General features: G+C 27.9%; 30 protein-coding genes. All 30 read left to right on the top strand.

Going from position 1 to position 24,003, the window contains the following annotated elements:
- Positions 1-12: 12 nt before the first annotated feature.
- Complete coding sequence (locus tag ACZJV1_RS10685; RefSeq protein ID WP_463650105.1) at positions 13-3,891, top strand: hypothetical protein; 3,879 nt, start codon at positions 13-15, stop codon at positions 3,889-3,891.
- Positions 3,892-3,904: 13 nt separating this feature from the next.
- On the top strand, positions 3,905-4,153 hold the full coding sequence (locus tag ACZJV1_RS10680; RefSeq protein ID WP_463650104.1) for a hypothetical protein: 249 nt from the start codon (positions 3,905-3,907) through the stop codon (positions 4,151-4,153).
- Between the two features lie 157 nt (positions 4,154-4,310).
- Complete coding sequence (locus tag ACZJV1_RS10675) at positions 4,311-4,520, top strand: BhlA/UviB family holin-like peptide (RefSeq protein WP_463650103.1); 210 nt, start codon at positions 4,311-4,313, stop codon at positions 4,518-4,520.
- Between the two features lie 2 nt (positions 4,521-4,522).
- Positions 4,523-4,717, top strand: a complete 195-nt coding sequence (locus ACZJV1_RS10670) for a hypothetical protein (RefSeq protein ID WP_463650102.1) — start codon at positions 4,523-4,525, stop codon at positions 4,715-4,717.
- A gap of 34 nt (positions 4,718-4,751) precedes the next feature.
- Complete coding sequence (locus ACZJV1_RS10665) at positions 4,752-5,573, top strand: N-acetylmuramoyl-L-alanine amidase (protein ID WP_463650101.1); 822 nt, start codon at positions 4,752-4,754, stop codon at positions 5,571-5,573.
- Positions 5,574-5,726: 153 nt separating this feature from the next.
- Complete coding sequence (locus ACZJV1_RS10660) at positions 5,727-7,253, top strand: NlpC/P60 family protein (RefSeq protein WP_463650100.1); 1,527 nt, start codon at positions 5,727-5,729, stop codon at positions 7,251-7,253.
- Positions 7,254-7,417: 164 nt separating this feature from the next.
- Positions 7,418-8,320 carry an NlpC/P60 family protein gene (locus ACZJV1_RS10655; protein WP_463650099.1) on the top strand — a complete coding sequence of 301 codons (903 nt, stop codon included), beginning with the start codon at positions 7,418-7,420 and terminating at the stop codon, positions 8,318-8,320.
- Positions 8,321-8,530: 210 nt separating this feature from the next.
- Positions 8,531-10,789: a triple tyrosine motif-containing protein gene (locus ACZJV1_RS10650; RefSeq protein WP_463650098.1), complete on the top strand. Its 2,259-nt coding sequence runs from the start codon at positions 8,531-8,533 to the stop codon at positions 10,787-10,789.
- A gap of 274 nt (positions 10,790-11,063) precedes the next feature.
- Positions 11,064-11,240 (top strand): hypothetical protein, encoded by a 177-nt coding sequence (locus ACZJV1_RS10645; protein ID WP_463650097.1) that lies wholly within the window; start codon positions 11,064-11,066, stop codon positions 11,238-11,240.
- A 91-nt stretch (positions 11,241-11,331) separates the two neighbouring features.
- Positions 11,332-11,535: a DUF6290 family protein gene (locus ACZJV1_RS10640; RefSeq protein ID WP_463650096.1), complete on the top strand. Its 204-nt coding sequence runs from the start codon at positions 11,332-11,334 to the stop codon at positions 11,533-11,535.
- A gap of 440 nt (positions 11,536-11,975) precedes the next feature.
- Positions 11,976-12,944, top strand: coding sequence for a GspE/PulE family protein (locus ACZJV1_RS10635; protein WP_463650095.1), 969 nt, complete (start codon positions 11,976-11,978; stop codon positions 12,942-12,944).
- Positions 12,919-13,971: a type II secretion system F family protein gene (locus ACZJV1_RS10630; protein WP_460287369.1), complete on the top strand. Its 1,053-nt coding sequence runs from the start codon at positions 12,919-12,921 to the stop codon at positions 13,969-13,971. Before ACZJV1_RS10635 ends, ACZJV1_RS10630 begins: the two co-directional genes overlap by 26 nt.
- On the top strand, positions 13,972-14,433 hold the full coding sequence (locus ACZJV1_RS10625) for a prepilin-type N-terminal cleavage/methylation domain-containing protein (protein ID WP_460287367.1): 462 nt from the start codon (positions 13,972-13,974) through the stop codon (positions 14,431-14,433).
- Entirely contained in the window at positions 14,430-14,867 is a 438-nt protein-coding gene (locus tag ACZJV1_RS10620) for a type II secretion system protein (RefSeq protein ID WP_460287366.1), read from the top strand. Before ACZJV1_RS10625 ends, ACZJV1_RS10620 begins: the two co-directional genes overlap by 4 nt.
- The gene (locus ACZJV1_RS10615) at positions 14,827-15,342 is read left to right on the top strand and encodes a prepilin-type cleavage/methylation domain-containing protein (RefSeq protein WP_460287365.1); all 516 of its coding nucleotides are present in this window, start codon (positions 14,827-14,829) and stop codon (positions 15,340-15,342) included. The genes ACZJV1_RS10620 and ACZJV1_RS10615 overlap by 41 nt, the downstream gene beginning before the upstream one ends.
- Positions 15,333-15,776, top strand: a complete 444-nt coding sequence (locus ACZJV1_RS10610; protein ID WP_460287364.1) for a hypothetical protein — start codon at positions 15,333-15,335, stop codon at positions 15,774-15,776. Before ACZJV1_RS10615 ends, ACZJV1_RS10610 begins: the two co-directional genes overlap by 10 nt.
- An 11-nt stretch (positions 15,777-15,787) precedes the next feature.
- Entirely contained in the window at positions 15,788-16,402 is a 615-nt protein-coding gene (locus ACZJV1_RS10605) for a hypothetical protein (RefSeq protein WP_460287363.1), read from the top strand.
- The gene (locus ACZJV1_RS10600) at positions 16,380-16,778 is read left to right on the top strand and encodes a hypothetical protein (protein WP_460287362.1); all 399 of its coding nucleotides are present in this window, start codon (positions 16,380-16,382) and stop codon (positions 16,776-16,778) included. Before ACZJV1_RS10605 ends, ACZJV1_RS10600 begins: the two co-directional genes overlap by 23 nt.
- Positions 16,775-17,143, top strand: coding sequence for a hypothetical protein (locus ACZJV1_RS10595; protein ID WP_460287360.1), 369 nt, complete (start codon positions 16,775-16,777; stop codon positions 17,141-17,143). The genes ACZJV1_RS10600 and ACZJV1_RS10595 overlap by 4 nt, the downstream gene beginning before the upstream one ends.
- 156 nt (positions 17,144-17,299) lie before the next feature.
- Positions 17,300-17,857, top strand: coding sequence for an elongation factor P (gene efp / locus ACZJV1_RS10590; RefSeq protein ID WP_460287358.1), 558 nt, complete (start codon positions 17,300-17,302; stop codon positions 17,855-17,857).
- Positions 17,858-17,952: 95 nt separating this feature from the next.
- Positions 17,953-18,315 carry a CD1247 N-terminal domain-containing protein gene (locus ACZJV1_RS10585; protein ID WP_460287357.1) on the top strand — a complete coding sequence of 121 codons (363 nt, stop codon included), beginning with the start codon at positions 17,953-17,955 and terminating at the stop codon, positions 18,313-18,315.
- A gap of 154 nt (positions 18,316-18,469) precedes the next feature.
- Positions 18,470-19,393, top strand: a complete 924-nt coding sequence (spoIIIAA, locus tag ACZJV1_RS10580; protein ID WP_460287356.1) for a stage III sporulation protein AA — start codon at positions 18,470-18,472, stop codon at positions 19,391-19,393.
- Positions 19,381-19,899, top strand: a complete 519-nt coding sequence (gene spoIIIAB, locus ACZJV1_RS10575) for a stage III sporulation protein SpoIIIAB (RefSeq protein ID WP_460287354.1) — start codon at positions 19,381-19,383, stop codon at positions 19,897-19,899. Before spoIIIAA ends, spoIIIAB begins: the two co-directional genes overlap by 13 nt.
- A gap of 14 nt (positions 19,900-19,913) precedes the next feature.
- Positions 19,914-20,111 (top strand): stage III sporulation protein AC, encoded by a 198-nt coding sequence (gene spoIIIAC / locus ACZJV1_RS10570; protein WP_460287353.1) that lies wholly within the window; start codon positions 19,914-19,916, stop codon positions 20,109-20,111.
- 8 nt (positions 20,112-20,119) lie between these two features.
- The gene (spoIIIAD, locus tag ACZJV1_RS10565; protein ID WP_463650094.1) at positions 20,120-20,503 is read left to right on the top strand and encodes a stage III sporulation protein AD; all 384 of its coding nucleotides are present in this window, start codon (positions 20,120-20,122) and stop codon (positions 20,501-20,503) included.
- A gap of 10 nt (positions 20,504-20,513) precedes the next feature.
- On the top strand, positions 20,514-21,743 hold the full coding sequence (gene spoIIIAE / locus ACZJV1_RS10560) for a stage III sporulation protein AE (RefSeq protein ID WP_460287350.1): 1,230 nt from the start codon (positions 20,514-20,516) through the stop codon (positions 21,741-21,743).
- 8 nt (positions 21,744-21,751) lie between these two features.
- Positions 21,752-22,330, top strand: coding sequence for a stage III sporulation protein AF (gene spoIIIAF, locus ACZJV1_RS10555; protein WP_460287349.1), 579 nt, complete (start codon positions 21,752-21,754; stop codon positions 22,328-22,330).
- Positions 22,331-22,343: 13 nt separating this feature from the next.
- Positions 22,344-22,952 carry a stage III sporulation protein AG gene (gene spoIIIAG, locus ACZJV1_RS10550; protein WP_460287348.1) on the top strand — a complete coding sequence of 203 codons (609 nt, stop codon included), beginning with the start codon at positions 22,344-22,346 and terminating at the stop codon, positions 22,950-22,952.
- Between the two features lie 38 nt (positions 22,953-22,990).
- Entirely contained in the window at positions 22,991-23,521 is a 531-nt protein-coding gene (locus ACZJV1_RS10545) for a SpoIIIAH-like family protein (RefSeq protein ID WP_460287347.1), read from the top strand.
- Positions 23,522-23,605: 84 nt separating this feature from the next.
- The gene (locus tag ACZJV1_RS10540) at positions 23,606-23,992 is read left to right on the top strand and encodes an Asp23/Gls24 family envelope stress response protein (protein ID WP_460287346.1); all 387 of its coding nucleotides are present in this window, start codon (positions 23,606-23,608) and stop codon (positions 23,990-23,992) included.
- Positions 23,993-24,003: the final 11 nt, after the last annotated feature.

The following is a 24,003-nucleotide window of genomic DNA, read 5'->3' as shown; positions in this document are numbered from 1 at the left end:
GGAGGTAAGACTATGTATAATACAAGTACAGCATATAAAGAGGAAATAAAAAAGCCTACTAGGTCTTTTGAATGTAGGATAACAATAGGGGATAGAATTTTTTGCAATGAGGATATAGTAGATATTATTATAGATGGGAATATACAACCACAAGAAGGGTTTAGTATAGGAAATACAGTATCCCAAACACTTGATTTAACACTTCTAAATAAAGGTGATACTATTTTCTCTACTAATCAAATTAAGGTTGAAATAGGGCTTAAAATAGGCAATACAATAGAGTATATTCTTATGGGGCATTACAATATTGATGATGTAGAAAAAACTGACTATACAATTAAGTTCACAGCCTTTGATAATATGATAAAATTTGAAACTCCTTATTTTAGTAATTTAGGGGATATACCAACTCTTACACAAGTGGTTAATGAATTAACTATTAAAACAGGAGTACAATTTACCGGGAGCCTTCCATCTTATACAGTTAAGAAATTGGAAGGCTTTACTTGTAGGGAAATATTATCTTATGTAGCTTCTGTATGTGGTGGGAATGCTGTTATAACTAGAGATGGAAAGTTTACAATGGCATATCCTAAAGACATTAATTACTCTATTACTGCAGACAACTATATAGATTATAAAAGAGAAGAAGTTAAATATAAAATAGGGAAAGTTACTTGCCAAGTAAAGGAGAAAGAAACTATCTCTAAAGGTAGTTTAGGAACTGATAGTATGGAACTTCTTTTTGAAAATCCTTGGGTAACAGAAACTATATTGACAGATATTTATAATAAGTTAAACGGATTTGAATATCTAGGTTACAACATGAAATGGCAAGGTGATATAAGCTTAGATGTAGGAGATATTAGTACTTGTATAGATAAAAAAGGAGTAGTTAGAAAGTTACATATACTATCACAAAAATTAACTTATACTGGTGGACTTACAGCAGAAATAGCAGCAAAAGGAGAATCTAAGAATAAAAATAGCTTCTCTAGTAGTGGATCTATAGGAAATAAGGTAAATAGAGTAGTAACAGAAGTTGCATTAATAAATAAAGCTTTTATAGATTATGCACATATTAATGATGCAGATATAGTTAATTTAAAAGCTCAAACTGCTAAGATTCATGATTTAGAGGTAGAGACAGCTAATATAAACAACTTGCTAGCTGGGAACATTAGTGCTGGATCAACACAAACCATACACCTTACAAGTAAGAATGTTGTTATAGATAATGCAGTAATAAAAGATTTAATAGCAGCTAATTTAAGTGTTGGGGATTTAAAAGCAAGTGATATTTCTACTAATAAATTTAGAATAGTAAGCGATAGTGGAAAGATGCTTATAGCAGATAACACTATACAAATAAAAGATGCTAATAGAACTAGAGTACAAATAGGGAAAGATGCATCTAATGACTATAATATGTATGTTTGGGATTCTGCAGGAAAATTAATGTTTGATGCAACTGGCTTAAAAGCTGATGGTATTAAATCTAAAATTATTAGAGATGATATGGTAAGTGATACAGCTAATATAAATGGTTCTAAGATTAATATTAGTAGCTTAGTTACAGAAGTTAATAAAGATACTAATACACAACTTATAAAGGCTAGTAAAGTTGCATTAGATACAACGGGGCAGAGTTTAGAATTAAGTTTTAATTCTCTTAAGTCTAATGTAGATGAAATACAAATTGGTGGGAGAAATTTAGCTAGAAATACAGGTAACTTTGCTGTTATGGATAACTGGGCATCTAATGCTAATTTAACAATAAGTATAGAGGATAAATGTATAAAAGGTACTACAAGTATAAAGCATGAACTAACAGATTTAGAGCCTGGTAAATCTTATATGATTACAATTGTATTTAAAACTGATTCTGAATTACTTATAGTTAACGATGGTTGGGGTGGTCATTTTCATGTTATGGTAGATGGGCAAACGGATGTTCACTATGGTAAAAAATCATGCATTTTAGTATCTGCTGAGCCATACGAAAAAAATATCTTTAAAAAATATGTGTATAAGATAGTTGTTAAGGATGGAGTAACTAATCCTAAGTTAAGATGTATGGTTTATCAGCCTACTTATCTTAATGGTAAAACTATATGGTTAAAAAGTTTAAAGGTAGAAGAAGGTACAAAAGCTACAGATTGGACACCTGCTCCAGAAGATATAACAAAAGAAATACAAGCTAATACAACATCTATAAATATAATAAATGGACAAATAGATACACTAATTAAAGATACTACAATAGAAGAAAACGGAACTACAGTTAAATTAAAAGATAGCTATAGTAGTTTAAAACAAACTGTAAATGGAATTAGTTCTACAGTAGAAAGCCATACAACGAATATAAATAATGCACAAACTACAGCCAATAATGCTAATACTCTTGCAGATAGTAAAGCTAAGGTATTTACCTCAATTCCAACAACGCCATACAAAGTGGGAGATATTTGGACAAGTGGACCATCTGGAGATATTATGAAATGTAAGGTTGCGAGGGCAAGTGGAGCATATGTTACGAGTGATTGGGAAAAAGCATCTAAATACACAGATGATACAAAAGCTAATGCGGTAGAAGGAAATTTAAATACTCTTAGTGGAAAATTTACAACTGTAGAAAGTAAACAATCTACCTTAGAACAAAGTCTAGATGGCTTTAAGACTACAGTAGCAAGCACTTATTCTACTAAATCAGAATTAAATACTACTAATGGAAATATAACGAGCCTACAAACTCGTATGTCTAGTGCAGAACAAAAAATAACATCTAGTGCTATTATATCTACTGTGCAATCTACGATAAACAATTCTAAAACGGAAGCTATAAATAGTGCTAATAGTGCTACAGATAGTAAATTACAAAGTTATGCAACCAAAGCAAGTATGGAATTAACTTCTACTCAATTAAGACTAGAGTTTAAGTCTTTGGGTGGTGGAAATTTACTAAAGAATGGTAGACCAATTAGAGGAAAAAGAGAAATGGCTAATTGGTTCACTTCAATATTTAATAGTACCGCAACATTGTTAATGAATGAAGGCGGTGAAAACTGGAATGGAGAAGTTTATAAAAGTGGTATTTGGTGGAAAGGCACAAGAGGAGTAAGCGATACATGGTGTTGTTTGTTCAATAATTCGATAGAAAATTATAAATTTAATACAAATAAGATTTATTATGTAAGTTTAATTATTTATAGTGATGTAAATGGAAAAAACGTAAATATAAATATAATAGATTCAAATGGATATAATTCTGTTGCAGGATATAATACAACTCTAAATGCGGGATATCAATTAGTTCAATTTCATTTTACTCCAGCTCAATCTGGCAATAAGCCTTGTTTAGGTATTTATTTAAATACTCCAGGCGCCTATTATTTTTATATACCTTGGGTTGTAGTTGGAGAAGGCTATCCAGTTGATAACTGGATTCCGAATAGCAATGAAATAGAAGAAGGTAATACTATTATAGATGCAAAAGGTGTGACTATAAGTAATGGGGCATTAACAGTTAAAAATAATAATAATGTAATTACAATAGATGGACAGAGTAATATGTTTAAAATACATTCTGTTATAGATTTTAATATAGATGCAGGAGGGAATTTAGAACATAATCAAGCAATATATCATGGTTTGGGATATACCCCAGCCTTTTGTGCATTTCAAGTAGATCCACAGAATCAGCCTGGAAGAAATGTTCAATTACCTGCTTTTTCTGTAGGTGGCGTTGGAACCGGGAATTTAAACTTTAATACTATATTAAGAGCGTGGGCTGATGGCGGATATATTTATATAACATATATAAGAGGAAGTTTATCAGTAACACAATATACAAGATGTAGAGTTTTTATATATAAAGAAGCATTAATTTAGAAGGAGAAATAGAATGGTTATATTTTATAGTATGGAAGGAAATACAAAAAGAGAAATAGTAAGAGCAGAGCATAATGTTATGCTACCAACTATACCAGCTAACATGACATTTGATGAAAAAAAGAAATATTATAGAGAAGAAGAAAAATTAGAATTTATAGCAATACCACAAGAAATGGGAGGCTACATTTTTAGTTTTGATGCATGTGTAGATTCTAATAATAATTTTGCAGGATTGCAACCAAAGACTATACAAAATTAATAAAAAACTAGGTGGATTAAGGATATAAAGTATGTGTTAATGTAATCCACCTAGTAAAATAGTTAACTACCATAAAAAATAATAAATTAAATATACATTTTAGTCAAATAGAACTTACTATAGTAGGTTCTTTTTTTATTGGAAAGAAAGGTGAATTATGGATGGATTAATGCAAGCAGCAATAGGACAAGGATTAGGATATGCATTATTTGTATTCCTATTACTTTATGTTCTTAAAACAACAGGGGAAAGGGAGAAGAGATACCAGGATCTATTAGATACACTTGCAGAAAAATTTAATGTTGTAGAGGACATAAAAGAGGATGTTAAGGAAATTAAGAATAAGTTTGAATATGAAAGGAAGTAGCAATGGAAACATTAAAAAAACTATTACAAATTAAGAAGATAATAGCTTTAATACTAACTATAGTATTTTCTGTATTAGCTTTAAAAGGACAGATAGGAGCTACAGAATTTTTAACTATTTTTAGTATGGTTATAGCTTTCTACTTTGGACAAAGTTCTACTAGACAAGCTATTAAAGAGACCAAGGAGCAGGAGTAAATCTTGCTCTTTTTAATTTAAGGAGGAATGTTTTATGAAAATAGCAGTAAGGGGAGGACATAACTTTCTAGCAAAAGGAGCTTCAGCTTTAATTGATGAAACTATAGAAGATAGAAAAGTAAAAGATAGTGTTATTAAATACTTAAACCAATTAGGTCATACTGTTTTAGATGTTACACCAGGTAATATGGATAGTGATAATGATTTAGTGTATGGAGTTTCAAGAGCTAATGACTGGGGCGCGGATTTATTTATTTCTATACACTTTAATAAAGCGTACAACTACTATGAAGGGAATATAGGAACAGAAACTTGGGTTTACTCTAAGACAGATAATACTAAGCTAGATGAAGAAGTAGCTTCAAGAATAGTAAATGCTATAGGTGGTTTAGGGTTTGTAAATAGGGGAGTAAAGGAAAGAACCGACTTATATGAATTAAAAGCAACTAAAATGGCTTCTGTAATTGTAGAAGTATGTTTTGTAGAAGCAACTGAAGATGTAGAACTTTATAGAAGACGTGGAAGTGATTTAATAGGAAAAGTAATTGCAGAAGCAATAAGCAATAAAAAAATTAATAATTTAGTAGAGGAGAGAAAATACGATATGAAAAATTTAGTTTGTTATTGTAATCAAGTAGATAAAAGAGCTGCAGAGTATTTAGCAGATTATTTACAATGTCCTTGTATAGATGCAACTTTACCATTCAGCTACAATGGAGTAGCAGAAAATATAATTGCAGTAGGTGGTAATTCTAATGGGCAAATTGGATTTAGCGGATATACTACTAAATATTTAAAAGGTACTAATAGATATGAAACAATAAAAGAAGTATTAAAGTTTATAGGTAAGTTATAAAAGGAAGGTGTACTTGGGAGTAATATTCTAGGTGTATTTTTTTATATAAACAATAATTAATCCATAATATGTAAAATATCATAATACATTAATTGACATATTAGGGATAAAATGATATTATGTAAATGAAGTATATTAAGAGGAGATGGGATTATGGAAAGAAAAGGATTAAACAAAATCAATAAGGTAATAGCTACAATGTTAAGTCTTGTTTTATTACTTGGAATTACTTCTCCAATTAAAGCAAAAGCAGCCACAGTAACTGGACAAGATGTAGTTGCTGTAGCAAAGAAGTACTTAGGAGTGCCGTATGTCTGGGGAGGAACTACACCAAATGGATTTGATTGTTCTGGTTTTACGCAATATGTATATCGTGAAGCAGCAGGAATCAGTTTACCTAGAATGATAGCACCATATTCTCCAAGTCAAAGAGACGTTGGAACAAAAGTATCAAATATAAATGACTTAAGGCCAGGAGATTTAGTTATAACTGAGGGTTATTGGCATGTTGGAATATATGTAGGTAATGGACAGATGATTCATTCACCAGATGTAGGAGATGTTGTTAAAATTTCTAATATTTATAATTTCAACGAAGGTAGAAGAGTTATAGCTGATACACCTATTGACCCATTTATTAAAGAACTGATAGTTACAAGACCAACAGAATATAGGGAAAGTCCAAATCTTAATTCACCTGTTAAGGGATCATGGAAAGTAGGAGATCAAATCACTGCAAGAGATGAATCAGGGGATTGGTGGAAAACAAGTGCTGGCTGGGTAAAGAAAAATGACACAAAACCAAAAGACCATCCATATAAATATTGCATTGAGTTATATCTAGTAAAAGAAACACAATATAGAAGTGGTCCTGGAACTGAATATTCAGTAAATGGAACATGGAAAGCAGGAGATTTAATAACAGCTTATGATGAATCTGGAGATTGGTGGAAAACAAGTGTTGGTTGGCTACCAAAGGCAAATGCAAGGGAAAGATGGCAAAAGTATTCTATATCTAAAGAGTTAATAGTAACAAGACCTGCTGAATATAAAGAAGGAGCTGATATAAATTCAGCAACAAGAGGTTCATGGAAGGTTGGAGATCAAATTACTGCAATAGATGAAATAGATAGTTGGTACTTAACAACAGAAGGTTGGATAAAGAAAAATGATACAAAGCCAAAAGGTCATCCATATAAATATTGCATAGAGTTAATGGTGATTAATGATACTCAATATAGGAGTGGTCCAGGAACACAATATGCAGTTAACGGTACTTGGAAATCAGGAGATCAAATTACAGCTTATGATGAATCAGGAGATTGGTGGCAAACAAGCGTTGGATGGATTAAAAAGAGTGATACGATTGAAAGATGCTTGTATGGAGTATATATCCCTTCTAAACTAACTGATTTTACTGTTACAGGAGATAAAATTGTTAATAGCAACTTGTTGATGAAGGCAAATGCAACACCTTCATATGATACATTGTACAAGTTTTGGGTATGTGACCAAAGTACAGAACAGTGGACTGACTTAACAGGATATACTGCTAGTAATCAAGTTAATTGGAAGCCAACAAAAGCAGGAAATTATAGGTTGGTTATTCACGTTAAAAATAAATATAGTACTAATACAACACAAGATGATTATAAATATATCGATATAAATATAAAATAATTTTAAAGGTAGCACTTGGGATTATTATCCTAGGTACTACTTTTTATTTCAAAAGATACCTATTTATTTATAAAATGTATTAAAACATATTTTAATACATTTATTGACAAACTATGCATTAAATGATATTATGTAAACGAAATACAATAAGAGGGGATGACAAAATGAGAAAAAAATATTCTTTACTAAAAATTATGGGACTTTTAAGTCTTCTATTGATTTTCTCACCAAAAATCAATGCTTCCGCTGCACCAGCTTATGCAGGAACAACTAATACAAATGTATGGTATAAAGGACATGTGCAAGATGTTGGCTGGCAAGAAACTGTTTCAAATGGGGATACTGCAGGTACAATAGGGAGAGTGCTTAGATTAGAAGCGTTACAAATAGATGTATCAGATTCAGCTCCATTTTCAATTGAGTATAATGCATATGTTAACACACTTAAATGGGTAGGAGTTTCAAGAGATGGACAAACAGTTGGAACAGAAGGCAAATCACTTCCAATGAATGGGATATGTATAGCTATTAAAGATAAAGCTACTGGACAGGACTCACAAAGCTATGATGTTTACTACAGAGTTCATGTTAGAAATGTAGGTTGGGAATCATGGACTAAAAATGGTAACCTAGCTGGAGATACATATAATGGACAGCCAATAGAAGCTATAGAAATTCAAATTAGACCTAAAGGTGAAGGTCCAATAACAGGAGGACAAACTCAAGCCGATAAAGTAATTGCTGAAGCTAGAGCGCATACGCCTCTTGTAACATATGTGTATGGTGCAGATAATGCAGCAAGTCATATATTTGATTGTTCGTCATTTACAAAACATATTTTTGCACATCAAGGAATATCGTTAGGAAGAACTACTTGGAATCAAATGGACCAGGGAGTCGTAGTTTCACAAGCTAATCTTAGAGCAGGAGACTTAGTATTTACATTAGGCGGAGATCACGTTGGTATATACACGTCGAATGGTAAGATGATTCATAATTCTAGGGAAGGTGTTAATGTAATCGAAAGTAATATAACTGATTTCTATACTGCAAGAAGAGTATTATAATTTACTGATTATAATATTAACTATAATAAAAAGTACTTAGAGTAAAATCTAAGTACTTTCTTTTATATTTATAAAATTTATAGGTAAATTATAATTTAAAAGGTAGCACTTGGAAATAATATCCTAGGTACTACCCATTTTATTAATGTATTGTAAATAATGTGAAAATATTATAATATATTGTTGCAAAAGATGATAGGGGGATACAAAATGAAAAGAAAATTAAAAGTACTTGTAATGAGTATAATTGCAGTAATATTTATAGCAACAAACATAAATATTGTTAATGCAGCGACTACAAATTATAACGATGTTTTAGTAGGAGTTAAAAATTTAAATGGAACAGCAAATAATAGTGCTAAATTAGGGAATCGTTTAACTGAACCAGAAATTGGATGGAAAAGATATGATGAAACAAATACAATGATTAAGTATGAAGGAGTAGATTGGGAAAATGTAACATCCGATGTACTTTATAGAGGAACTCAAAGTCAGACATATAGGGCTGGAGATAAAGTTACATTTTATTTTAAAGGTAGTAAATTTAGAATAATATCTGAAGTACATGATCCTAATATTGGTACTAATGGGAATGAGGATAAATATAATATAGCTAGTGTTACTGGAGATGGGAAGTTCTTAGGGAAGTTCAGTGAGACATATAAAGCACAAACCGATAATGAATACAGACAAGTTTTAGTATATGAATATAAGTTTCCAAGTTATGGGGTTCATAAAGTAGAAATAGAGAGAATCAGTTCACGTTATATTACAGAACTTGATGCTATTGATGTAGATGGTGAATTATTAAAGTCTCCAAATGATGATACGCCATCTAATCCAAAGGAGTACACTCCATCTAAAATTATAGATTTTCAAGTATTAGGAAATAAGTTAGTAAATAATGCTATAACTTTAAAAGGAGATGCTACTCCATCAAATGATACATTATATAAATTCTGGGTATGTGATAGAAGTACAGAAACATGGACAGATTTAACAGGTTATACTACTAATAAACAGGTAAATTGGACACCAACAAAACCAGGAAAGTATACTTTAGTGCTTCATGTTAAACATATACTTAGTCCTAATGAAACTCAGGATGATTATAGGGGAATAGATTTAGATGTAACATATTCACCATCAAAATTAATAGATTTTAATCTTACTGGTAATAGAGTTGTTAATAATACTTTAGAATTGAGCGCAAATGCAACACCATCAAGTGAAACTTTATATAAATTTTATGTATGTGACAGAAGTACAGAAAAGTGGACAGATTTAACGCAGTTCTCAGCACAAAATCAAGTTAACTGGAAACCAACAAAGCCGGGTAAATACACGGTGGTTGTACATGCAAAAAGTAAATACAGTAATAAAACAGTTGAAGATGATTATAAATCCATTGATGTTGTAGTTAATGATTATACACCATCAAAATTAATTGATTTTAATTTTAAAGGAAATAAAGTGGTTAATAATATATTACAATTAAGTGCAAATGCGACACCTTCAAGCGAAGTATTATATAAATTTTATGCGTGCGATAGAAGTACAGAAAAATGGACAGACTTAACACAATTTTCTACGCTAAATCAAGTCAGTTGGAAACCAACAAAGCCGGGTAAATACACGGTAGTCGTACATGTAAAAAGTAAATACAGCAATAAAACAGTTCAAGATGATTATAGATCAATTGATTTAATAATTAATGATTATGTACCTTCAAAGTTAAGCGAATTTAATGTAATAGGTAGTAATACTGTTAATAGTGTTATAACTATGAGTGCAAAGGCAACACCTACAAGTGAAACATTATATAAATTCTGGATTGGTGATAGAAGTACAGAAACATGGACAGATTTGACCGGATATACAACTAATAGTAAAGTGACTTGGAAGCCAACAAAGCCAGGAACATATAGCCTGGTAGTTCATGCGAAAAGTAAGTATAGTACTAAAGAAACAGAAGATGATTACAAATATTTTGATATAGTAGTTTCTGAAGGAAATGCAGTAGTTAATGAGGCTTTATATTGGGTAGAGAAAATACCATATTATATTGATTCATTAATAATTACTCAAAAATTAGATAAAAATAATCCACCTAAGTATATGGATTGCGCAGACTTTACCTCATCAGTTTATTATACAGTTAATGATATAAAAATAGGAACTAATACAGGGGATCAAAAAAAATATGGAACCGCTGTAGATATTAGCGGAGTTAAGAATGGAGACTACAGTAAGTTAGTACCAGGAGATTTAATATTCTTTACATGGCCAGGAGGAGACTCTACTAATGGAGATCATGTAGCTATGTATATAGGAAATGGACAAATTGTACATGAATCTGGTGATAACATCTCTAGTGTGGATTTTGAGAAAAATGGAAATGTTAAAAAAAGTTCTCTTAATGATGGAATTTTAAGAAGTAGTATTATTTCTATCAGAAGAGTAATATAATATTTAATTTGTAAATAAAGAAAGTACTTAGAGTAAAATCTAGGTACTTTCTTATTTAAATATTAATCCTAATGCTAAAGATACAAGGCATAAAAACATTAAAGTTATACTTAAATCTATTCTTATAAAACTCCTATTTTTAGCTACCAACTAAACCACCTCATTAAATTCATGCCCAACTGCAAAAATTTTAAACAATGTATAATAAATAAGTTCTACAAAGGAATATCTAGGCATACAATGTACTACTAAGAAATATTTAGGAGGTGCAAGTATGGCAGAAAGATTAAGAATAATAATAGAGTTCTCTAAAAATAAAGAAAGGGAATTAAAGCTTTATAGTAAGTTATTAGAGTACTCTGTCCCACCTGTAGCTGTTAAAGATATGTTACTAGGTTTAATTCCTTTACCAGATATAAAGAATACCAATGTAACCATAAAGGAAGAATAATAGCAGTAGAGTATGTCCGTACAGTACGGATGTGTACGGACAAGCCCTTTAAAAGCATTAGAAAAGAGTGTAATAGAAGTGGGGGAGAGTAGTGAGTAAGATAATAGAGTTAATAAGTTCTATATTTAAAAAAGAAAGTGAAGTTATATTAGATGATAGAATTGAATTTAGATTAAACAAAAAAGAAAAAGAATTGATAAAGAAATATTGCCAATTAAAACATACAGATCCAAGCAAGTTTCTAAGAAATTTAGCTATGAAAGAAATAGATAGCTTTATAAAATTTAACAGGTAGGTAATGTATATGTGTAAAGATAAAAAGAGCCAGTATAAAAATAGAATTATGAGTATGGCTGCACACCATTAAATTCTTAATTAATATACTGACTAATTTAATTATATATTATATAAGGTTATAGAGTAAAGTTTATCTTTACTCTATTTTTTATTAGAGATATATTTTAAAAAATTCCTTCCTATATATACGTTAATTTTATGGTTAACAAAAGTATATATATAAAGAAGTAAAAAGAGTCGGCATAATAGAGAAGTTAATGTATAGTTAAAAGAATTCTACATTATATATATTGACTAATTTAATTATGGTTTAATAAATGACATTCGTCAAAAATTCGTCAAAAATTTATTTCAATTTAATTCAAAAAATTTCTACATGTATTTACTAAAAACTCTATAAAGCCGTTTAAATACGCTATTTTATAAAAAATATAAATAGTGTTTCAATTTTTAAAAGATATAACCGAGAAAAGAAGGCCTCAAGATGGAAAAAGTTTTATAAAAATTAATGAAAAAAATTATGACTTAAGATTATCTACTATACCAATTACATATGGTGAAAAGTTGGTAATTAGAATACTATACGGAGAAATGTTTAATTACAATATAAAGAATCTAAATATGAATGAAAAGCAATCTTCAAAATTGAAAAAAATAATGTCTTTTAAAAATGGGTTGGTAATCATAAATGGACCAACTGGTAGTGGAAAATCTAGTACTCTTTATTGCATTTTACAAGAAATAAATAAAAAAGATATAAATATAACTACATTAGAAGATCCAGTAGAAGTAATAATAAGAGGAATTAACCAGGTAAGCTTAAATAGAAAAGCTAATATAACATTTTCTACTGGTCTTAGAAGTATATTAAGACAAGATCCTGATGTTCTTATGATTGGTGAAATAAGAGATGAAGAAACAGCGGCAATGGCAGTTACAGCATCTTTAACTGGGCATAAGGTATATTCTACTATTCACACTAAGACTCCTCAAGAAGTATACCTTAGACTTGAAGATATGGGGGTAAAGCCATATCTTATTAAGGATTCTTTAGTTGGAATAATATCACAAAGATTAATTAGAGTTCTTTGTAATAACTGTAAGGTGAAAGAAAAGAAAAATATTTTTAAAGGTACAGAAATAGTTAATTATAAAAGTGCTGGGTGTAATAATTGCAACTTTACAGGATATAAAGGAAGAAAAGCTGTTAGTTCAGTTGTTCTAATAGATAGTTCTATAAAAAAGATTGTTTCAAATATTTTCCAGGAAATAAAAGAGCTAAGTAATGAAGAAATGATAGATAATTTAAAGGATTTATTACTTAAAGGAGATATATCTATTCGGGATTATAATAATTTTTTAATTGAAGAAGGTTTAGATTATGAAGAAAATAAAATCAGTATATAAGAAAGTAGACTACGATAGCTTATCTTTAATAGCAGGAAATATGGGAAGTTTACATGAAGAAGGTATCTCTCTTTTAGTTATGATGGATTTGTTAATGGAGTTACCAATTAAAAGGTATTATAAAGAAAGTATAAGAAAAATAAAGTTTTTTATTAAAGAAGGAAAATCTTTAGAACAATGTTTTAGATATTTTTCCGAAATATACCCAGAATTATTTATAGGAATGGTTTCAATAGGAGAAAAAAGTGGAAACTTATCACAAGTACTAAAAGGATTAGAAAAGCATTATAGCAATATGAAGTTTATTATATCTACAGCAAAAAATATATTAACATATCCAGTTATCTTATTATTATCTATTATCGTACTATTACTATTTATAGTTTTTATAATAATACCAAACCTTTATGATTTCTATGTTAATTTAAATGTTGAAATCCCTTTTATTTGTAAAAGTATTAATAATTTAATGAATTATACAAAGGAAAATCCTATTATATTCTTGATATATTTAACTTCATGGGGAATATTAGTTCCATATATAATATTTAAGTTATTTATAAAAGATGTAATTAAAAATTTATTTAGTAAATTTTTAATTGTAAAAGAGTTTCATGAGTTTATATTTATTTCTTTACTTACAATAATAATTAAAAGTGGAGTAAATATATCTAAAGGATTAGAATATTCAGCTTCAAGTTTTAGAAGTTCCATACTAAAAAAAAGATTTGTAAGTTTAAACAATGGTATATTGTTAGGAAAAAGTATATCAGAAACCTTATCTGAAAGTGGAAGTTGCAGCAAATATACTATAGCGATTATAAAGTTAGGTGAAGAAGGAGGCGCCATGGAAGAAAGGCTAAATTCTCTTTCAACATATTTAGAGAAAAAATTTCTAGGAGTTATGAATAAATATATATCATTTTTACAACCTGCTATGGTTTTGATAATGGGTGCTTTAGTTATAAACTTTATAATGATATTTATATTGCCTCTTTTTAATTCATTATTAGAAAGCGGTTTTTAAATGAAGAAGCGCGGATTTACATTAATAGAATTAATAGTAGTATTGTCAATAATAACTATTTTGTTCACTTTCTCTTATGGATTTATTAAATCTTTTAAGAACAGGGAAGAAAAGTTAACAATAGATAGCTCTGTTTATGAAGTTAAAGCTTTATTAAGTTATGGTAAAAGTTATTGTAGAAAAAATAAAGTTAGTGGAAAAGTAGTTATTGATAAAAATAGAAAGTATTTATCTTTTACTGTAAGCAATTCATATAATCCAATAACACGAACTGTGAAAATGGATTCAGATATAGAAGTAGGTAGTAATTTTTCCTTAGGATATACGGAAATAAATGAAGAAGGGTTTATTAAAAACTCAGGAACAATAAAGCTTTCATATAAGGATAAAATCTTTAAAGAAATAAGAATTGGAGTTGGAAATGATATTATTGGAATAAATGAAGGTGATTTAATAGAATGATTAAGAGAAAAAGAAAGGGAAGCCTTTTACTTGAAGTAGTAATAAGTATTATGATTTTATTAATAGCAACTACCTTAGCACTTAAGCTTTCTTTAGCTGGAGCCAAGTCATTTAATGAGAGAGGGGAAAAAGAGGAGGCTAACAGAATAGCATATGCTATAGAAAACGAAATTAAATATAATGTAAAAATACCTAGTTTAATAGAAAAATTTAATAATAACACAACTATAAAGTATGAGTACACAAAAAACCTTTTAAATAATTTAACTAATACATCATTGTTAGATTTAAATTCAGGAAATGGTATAGAGATTAATAAGGTTTTATCAAGTAGCAATGATTCAATTATTAAGATAAAAGTTACTATTAAGAATAATAATAAGGAGATTCTATGTGAAAGGGAATTTATTAAGTCGGATTGGATGGATAAATAATAAAAAGAAAAAAAGAGGATTTACTTTGCTTGAAATCACTATAACTATTTCAATACAAATTATACTTATAGGTTTGTCCTATAGAACTGTACTTGTAGCTTGTAATAGTTATAAGACTTTAAAGGATAAAGCCATAAGGGAAGATGCTTTTGATGATGGATTATTAACCATTGATAGATTATTAAAAGCAAAAATGATAAAAGATATTGAGATTAAAGAAGGTAATCTAAATCAAGAATGTGAAATAGTAATTAATATAAAAGAAAATCATAATGAAGATGGGTTAGTTCAAAAGAAAATAAAACTAGATAAGTTTAACCAGAAAATAGTTTTAGAGACATATAAAAATAATTACAAAAGAAGTACAAATGTAATTATGAGAGATGTTTCAGAATTTAATATAGTAAAAAAGAAAAAATTGTACTATTTAAAAATAAAAAATTCATATGGTGAGGAAAAGATACAATGCATATAAAATCATGTAGCAAAAGAGCATATGTTTTGCTAGAAACTATGATTATACTTATGTTTATATCATTTATAGTTACACTTGCTTTAAAGGTTATACAAAACAACTATTTAAAATCTAACAATTTTTATATATATGAGGAAACAAAAAGTTTAACATTGGTTGAAAGTGAATTATTATATTTAACTAATGATTTTATAAATAAAAATAAAGAGGAATATAGAAAGCTAATTAATGATGGGATTTTAGAAAAGAAAGAAAAAAAGATTTATTCAAATAGTAATTATAAAAACCTATCTGTTGTCTTTAATGGAAAAGATTATTTTATGATTGAGGAAAAGGAAAATGGTAGAAGGTTCATTGGATTGAAAGAAACAGCAAGTCAGGAAAATATTATTTTGACACCTAACCATTATAAAACTAATTATATTGTGAAATAGGAGATATTTTTATGCAGTCAGTTGCTATTATGAAAAATATATATTTATATAAGGGAAATGAATACAATACTTTTAATATAGATACTTTAATAAAAAAATTAGGAAGAAAAAGAAATATTATAATACTTTCTGAACAATTATTTATAAAAAAATATGATATAGAAGAAAAAACTAATATAGAAAGGTTTATTGATAACAAAATATTAGAAGATTTTTCTAATAAAGATGATCTTCTTTTCCATTATGAATATGTTAAAAAGTATAATTGTGTATATTTGTACTCAATAAGATGTATTGGATTAAATAGATTTTATAGTAATATAGAAAGCTTAACAGTAAAGCCAATTCAATTTTTAATTAAAGATTTAATATTAAAAACAAAGAATAAATTTAAAAGCTTTATAGCTATATACAAGCTTAAAGAGTTATACTATGTAGTTGATATAAATGAAGAAATTATAATAAATTCTCATATTCTTAATAAAGAAGAAGAGGTTAAGGAAATAATACAAGAAATTAATAAAACAATAGTAATAGATAATAACTTAAAGGAGTTAGATTTAATAAAAGAAAAGGTTTATATTAATATAGGAGATAAAATAAATGAAAGATTATTTATTAAATAAAGATTTTATACCAATAGAATATATAAAACAAAGAAATGACAAAATTAATAAAATAAATAAAAGATCAATATTAATTTTAATATTACTTAACATAATGATATTTCCAAGCTGTCTTAATAAACTAATGCCTAAGGAAGAGACTGTTAAAATAGATAAGGACTTAAATAAAGAAGTTAGAATAAAAACAGATAATATAGAAAAATGTATAAATATTATAAATCCAGATATATTAAGTATGCAAATTCAAAATAATAAGGGTGTTATTGAAATTAAAACAAAAAATAAAATTTATGAAATAGAATCTACAGAAGAAATAAAAATTAATTCTATGACAAAAGGAGAAAAAGACACTTTTATATTAGGAGTAAATTTATGATGAAATTAAAATCATTTTACTTAAAAGTAATTTATTTTGTCGTTATTGCTATAACATTTATCCAAGTTAGTATCTTTATTTTTAGCAAAGAAAAATCTAATAAAGAGGAAATACAATGTATAACAGAAGTAAAAAATGTTAAATATATTAAGGATATAGAAAATGAGCTAAGTAGCATGAATAATTCCAGAATATTAAGTTATAATAAAAAAGAGAATGATTGGAATATACGATGTATATTAAAAGGAAATAAGGAAGAAATAATAAGTAATTTAAAGAAAATAGATAATTATTATATACTTAATTATAATTTAAATTATAAGGAGAACAGCATAGAATTAGAAATGGAATTAATAAGTAAATAATGACAATATTTTTTATATCTTTTTATAAGTAATTGCATTTATTTGTGAATTTTGATAAAATATTTTTGTTATGTCATAAACATTGTTTAAGTTATGACTATTTAGTTAACGCAGTGTTACACTAAGTATGGAATAAAGTTTTTGGAGGGATATTTAATGATATCAGCAGGAGATTTAAGAAAAGGTACTACTTTCGAGCATGAAGGACAAGTTTATACAGTAATAGAGTTCTTACATGTAAAGCCAGGTAAGGGTGCAGCTTTTGTAAGAACAAAGCTTAGAAATGTTATTTCAGGTGGTGTTACTGATACTACTTTTAACCCAACAACTAAATTACAAGAAGCAGTAATTGAAAGAAAAGAAATGCAATACCTTTATTCAGATGGAGAACTATACTACTTCATGGATCAAGAAACTTTTGAACAAATCCCATTAAACTATGAAAAAGTGGAAGATGCTATAAAGTTCATAAAAGAAAATATGTTTGCTGTAATAAAGTTCTATAAAGGAGAAGCTTTCTCAGTAGAAGCTCCAAACTTTGTTGAATTACTAATAACTCAAGCAGATCCAGGAATTAAAGGAAATACTGCTACAAATGCAATGAAACCTGCTACATTAGAAACAGGAGCAGTTGTAAATGTTCCTATGTTCGTTAATGAAGGGGATGTAATTAGAGTAGACACTAGAACTAGTGAATACATGGAAAGAGTATAATAACAAAAGCTAAGTTTTTACTTAGCTTTTTTATTATACATATATGTTATAATTTAAATAAGAGGATATATTTATATTTAAAAGGAAGTGAAGATGTGAAGGATATAAAAAATAAAATAGAAAATATCAAAACTAATATTGAAAATGTTAGTGATGATAAATATAAGAACCTCTTTAATAGTATTTCCTCAGTTTTAGATGATATGTTAAATGTAATTGAAGATATGAGTAACAGACAAGATTACTTAGAGGAAAATGTACAATATATAGATGAAGATCTTACAGGATTGCAAGATGAATTATTTCAAGAAGTTTCTATTGAAGACCTTATAGAAATGGATGATGAATATATAGAAATAAGCTGCAAAAATTGTGAAAAGCCTTTGTTTGTAGAGAAAGAATCTATAGATTATAATAAAACTATACCGTGTCCCTTCTGTAATAGAGATGCAATTTAATTTTATAACAAGTTTTTATACCTATCAGTATTTAGCTGATAGGTATTTTTTTATTTAATAATAAAAATATTTTACATATTTAATTATAAGTATGAATATTATTTGATAGAAAGAAATAAGTTTAAATATAACCTTAGAAAAGGAAGTGATAAAAGTGAGAAATGAGGAAGAAATTTTAAAGGTCTTACCTTTAAAAATAAGTAATGAACTTAGGGAAATATTACTAAAGGAGCCTGTACAAGAAATAAGAATAAAAGTTCATAAGCCTATAATAGTTAATTTGGCATATAAAGAAATAATATTAAAATATGTAACTACAATTGATGATATAAAACAAATTTTAGTTAAAATATCAAATTATTCATTATATGCATATGAAGAAGAAATAAAGCAAGGATATATAACTATTAGAGGAGGACACAGAATAGGCATAGCTGGGGAATGTGTATTAGTAAATGGTGAAGTAAGAACTATAAGAAATATATCTTCTTTAAATATAAGAATATGTAGAGAGGTAATAGGATGTTCTAATGAAATAATGAAATACATAACTAAGGATGATAGAGTTTTTAATACATTGATAGTATCTCCACCTAAATGTGGTAAAACAACAATTTTAAGAGACATAGCAAAAAATATTTCATCAGGTATGCCAATTGTAAAGTTAAAGGGTAAAAAGGTTTCTGTTATAGATGAAAGAAGTGAAATAGCTGCGTGTTTTAATGGGGTGCCACAATTAGATGTTGGAATTAGAAGTGATGTTTTAGATAATTGCTTAAAAAAAGATGGAATGATTATGGCTATAAGAAGTCTTTCACCTGACATACTTATTTGTGATGAAATTGGTACAGATGGAGATATAGAAGCTCTTCATATGGCGTTTAACTCGGGTGTAAACATAATAGTTACTATTCATGGATATAGTATAGAAGATGTTTATAAAAGAAAAGTTTTTAAGGATTTGTTGGAAAATTCAATTTTAGATAGGATAGTGATTTTAAGTAATAGAAATGGGGTTGGAACAATAGAGCAAATATATTTAATAGAAGCAGAGGGGGAGTTTAAATGCTTAAGATAACAGCTGTTGTAATTATTTTCTTATCTTGCACCTATATAGGGTTTTATTATGGTGAAAACTTTAAAAGGAGAAGCAAGCAACTTAATTCAATATTAAAATCAATTCTGTTTTTAAATAATGAAGTAATATATGCAAATACTCCTTTGCCGGAAGCTTTAAAATATATTTCATTAAAGGTAGATCCTCCTATAAATGCTATTTTATCTAAAGTTTCAGATAAGCTCTTAATGGGAGAAAGCACAAGTGTATATGAAGCTTTTGAAAATGAATATAAAAATAATAAGTCAGAAATTTATATATATGAAGAAGATAGAAGAATAGTTAAAGATTTTCTAAGGGCATTAGGAGAAACAGGGGTTTATGGACAAGATAAATTATTTAACTTAACAATAGAAAATATAAAGTTAAACTGTAAATCAGCAGAAGAATTAGCAAAAAAAAATATAAAAATGTATAGAGCTATAGGTGTATGTATAGGTGCTATGATTTCAATTTTTTTAATTTGATAGGAGGGTAATATATGCTAGATGTAAGTATTATATTTAAAATAGGGGCTATGGGTGTTCTTCTTGTAGTCTTGGAGAAAGTATTAAAAAGTAGCGGCAAAGAAGAAATAGCAACAATAGCTAACATTGTAGGAATAGTTATAATTCTTATTACAGTAATAGGACTGATAAGCAATCTATTTAATACTGTAAAGACTATGTTTATGTTATAGGTGCTATTATGGATATTATAAAGATAGTTGCCTTTGCTTTTGCAGCATTATTTATGTTTCTTCTATTTAAAGATAAAAGAAGTGATATATCAATATTAATATCATTATCAGCAGGAGTTATAATTTTTCTACTTATTATTACACAGCTCAATGAAGTAATACATTTTATTAAGGAAATAGCAGACAAAGCCAATATTGATATGGTTTATATTGGAGTTGTTATAAAAATATTAGCTATAGCATATTTAGCAACTTTTTGCAGCGAGATATGTAAAGATGCAGGTGCTGGTAGCATAGCAAGTAAGGTTGAATTCTCAGCTAAAGTATTAATTTTAACATTAGCAATACCAATACTTATGGCTGTACTTCAATCAATTTTACAAATATTGTAGGTGTTTTATGTTGAAAAAATATATTTTTACAAAAAGATTTGTATTAGTTATTAGCATGATTATTTTAACTTTTATAATTCTTCCAAGAAAAAGTGCTTTAGCTAATGATAAAAATATTAACAATATAAATATTAATAATGAATTAACTACAGAAGAGGTTTTATTAGATGATGAAAAGGTAAATAATCAGTTAGATTCCCTATATAACTATATAAATAATATGAAATCAGATATTGAAATAATGAACGATTTAGATCCAGTTGAATATATAAAAGGATATATAAAAAATGGAGAAGGGAACTTGTCATTTAAAACTATTAGTAATGCAGTTATAAGCTTTTTATTTAAAGAAGTAAAAACTGTACTAGCTTTATCGGTAAGTATAATAGTTATTGCAATAATATGCTCTTTACTTAAGAATTTACAATCAGCTTTTTCAAATGAAGGTTTGTCTAACGTAGCATTTTTTGCATGTTACGCTCTATTAATAATAATTCTATCTAAAAGCTTTATAGTTTCTATAAATATAGCAGTTAATATAATAAATGAATTAACAAATTTTATGGCAGCTATACTACCAGTATTAGTCACAATGATTGCAACAATTGGTGGTTTTACACAAGCTGCAACAATGGATCCTATAGTTATAGGAGCTACACTAATTATTCCAAGAATATATATTAATATAATAATACCATTAATACTTATAACATTTGTTTTAGAATTTACGAATAATATTTCAACTGAAAATAAAATAAGTAATTTTTGCAAGTTAACAAAGCAAATTACTATATGGCTTCAGGGAATAATTTTAACTGTTTTTATAGGATTATTAACTGTTAGAGGAATTACATCATCAACTATAGATGCAGTTACATTAAAGACTGCAAAGTTTGCTATAGATAATTTTATTCCTATAGTGGGAAAGGCCTTTTCAGATGCAATAGCGTCAGTTGCAGGATATTCATTAATTATAAAAAATGCAATAAGTTCAGTTGGATTAATCATAATAATACTTATGATGCTGTACCCTATAATAAAGTTAGTTTTAATTTCATTTGTCTATAAATTAACTGCAGCTTTAATAGAGCCAATAAGTGATAAAAGAATTACTAATTCAATTGCATCAGCAGGAGATTCTTTAATATTAATAATGTCTTGTGTATTGTCAGTAAGCTTAATGTTTTTTGTACTATTAGCAATTATGGCATCAGCAGGAAAATTTGTTATAGGAGGATAGAAAGATATATGGAAGAAATAAAAGGATTTGTTATAACCCTTGTTTCTATGCTTATATTGATGACAGCAATAGAATTGATAGCTCCAGATAACAATATGAAAAAATACTTAAAGTTTGTTTTGGGGTTAATACTTATAACAGTTATGTTATCTCCTATAATCTCAGTATTTTCAAAAGGTGAAGAAGATATTTCTTTAGAGATACAAAGATATTTAGATATAAATGAAAATAAAAGTATAGAAACAAGTAAAAACTATAGTAACAATGGAGAGTCTGTTTTTAAGCGTAATTTAGAAGAAAATTGCAATAGACTTTTAAAAGAGAAATTTACAAATAATGAATTCATTAGTGAGATAGATTGCAAAGTTGATATGGATAACATTAACTACTCTATAAATAAAGTTGAAGTAGGAGTTAAAAATAAAGAGGTTTCAAAGATACAAAAGATTATTGTAAATACAAAAGAAAGTAGTAAAACTGTGTCTTCACAAGATGAAAAAGTAGATAACAAAGATGAAATAGTAAGTTACTTAGCAGAAGTGTTTAATGTACCAAAAGATAAAATAGAGGTATATAAAGTTAATTGATGGGAGTGAGAAAATGGGGAAAGGTGATTGGAAAAAGGAAATAGCTAAGATTGTAAACGATAAAAAGTTCTTAAATGCAGTATGCATTGCATTAGTACTAGCATTTGTCTTATTAGCTATTAGTTTTTTAACTACAGGAAGAAAAAAAGAAACAAAACCAACAAGTGTAGAAAATACTACACAAAGTTCATCTAATTTAGAAAATAAAGCTAAAGAAGTAGTAGATAACTATGAAGAGCAACAGAAAAAAGAGCTGAGAAATCTTTTAACTAAAATAGAGAATGTAGGACAAGTTGAAGTAATGATTTATTTTAAAAGCGGTGAGGTAAAAATTCCTGCAACAGAAAAGACTAATCAACAAGCAGTAACAGAGGAAACTGATAAAGATGGTGGAAAGAGAGTTAATAATCAAAAAACTGATGGAAGTAAAGTAGTTATGGCTGGAGATGGAAGTAAAAATCAGCCATATATTTTACAAACTAATAAACCAGAGATAACAGGAGTTGTAATAGTAGCAGAAGGGGCTAGTAGTAGTAAGGTTAAATATGATATTCAAATAGCTGTATCTAGTCTATATGGAATTTCTATAGACAAGGTTAATGTATATCCTATGAAAAATTAGCATATAATTAAATGAAAAATAGATGGGGGGAAATCAAAATGACAAAAAAACAATTTGGAATTATTTTCACACTGATGGCTCTTATAGTATGTGTAGGAGTCATAGCAGCAAAACTAAACAAGACAGGGCTAAATGATCCAACAGACTTTAGTCAAGTAATATCACAAGGAACAAATGAAAATAAAGATGATGAAAAGAAAAAGGATGATAAAGAAACTTTAGGAGCACAAGATTATTTTTATAGTATAAGAAGTGACAGAGAGAAAAATACTGCAGTAACTATTGAATCATTAAATACAATAATAAATGATACAAAAACATCTCAAGAGCAAAAGGATCTTGCAAGTAATGAATTAAGAGAAAAAACTATGCTTGCAGATAAAGAAAGTACAATTGAAGTAAATGTTAAAAGCAAAGGATTTGAAGATGCATTATGTTCTATAGATGGAAACAAAGTTAGAATATTTGTTAGATCAGATGACCTTTCAGAAGCAGATGCTTCTATGCTTCAGGAAATAGTAGAAAATGTTTCAGGAATTAGCGATGTCATAATAGAAGTAAAGAAATAATACGTTGTAATATAATTACTGCTTTGATATAATGAACATAAGAAAAAAAGAGTTTTGTTTATAAAACCCTTAGGAGGTAATTAGATGGACAATAAAAATTATGATGATAATTTAGGAATAGTAAAAATTTCTGATGAAGTTGTTTGTGTAATAGCAGGTATTGCTGCTGAAGAAGTTAAAGGTGTAGAAGACTTACAACAATTAGGTGGTAACAACATATCACAATTGCTAAAAGGTAAGAAAAGTGTAGGAAAAAATGTTAAAGTTACTTTAAATGAAGATAGTGCCGTAATAGAATTAAGTTTAGCAGTAGAATATGGCGTAAAAATACCTGAAGTAGTAAGTGCGGTTCAAGAGAATGTTAAAAAGACTGTTGAAGCAATGACAGGACTAAAGGTTGATTCAGTAAACATAAACGTTCAAAGCATTTACTTGAAAAAAACTGAAAAAGAAGAAAGTAAGGAAAATTAATTTCACCCTCT

Source organism: Clostridium sp. LS3 (assembly GCF_055330225.1).
The sequence above is the reverse complement of the archived record's forward strand: the minus strand, read 5'-3'. Positions and strand labels throughout refer to the sequence as shown.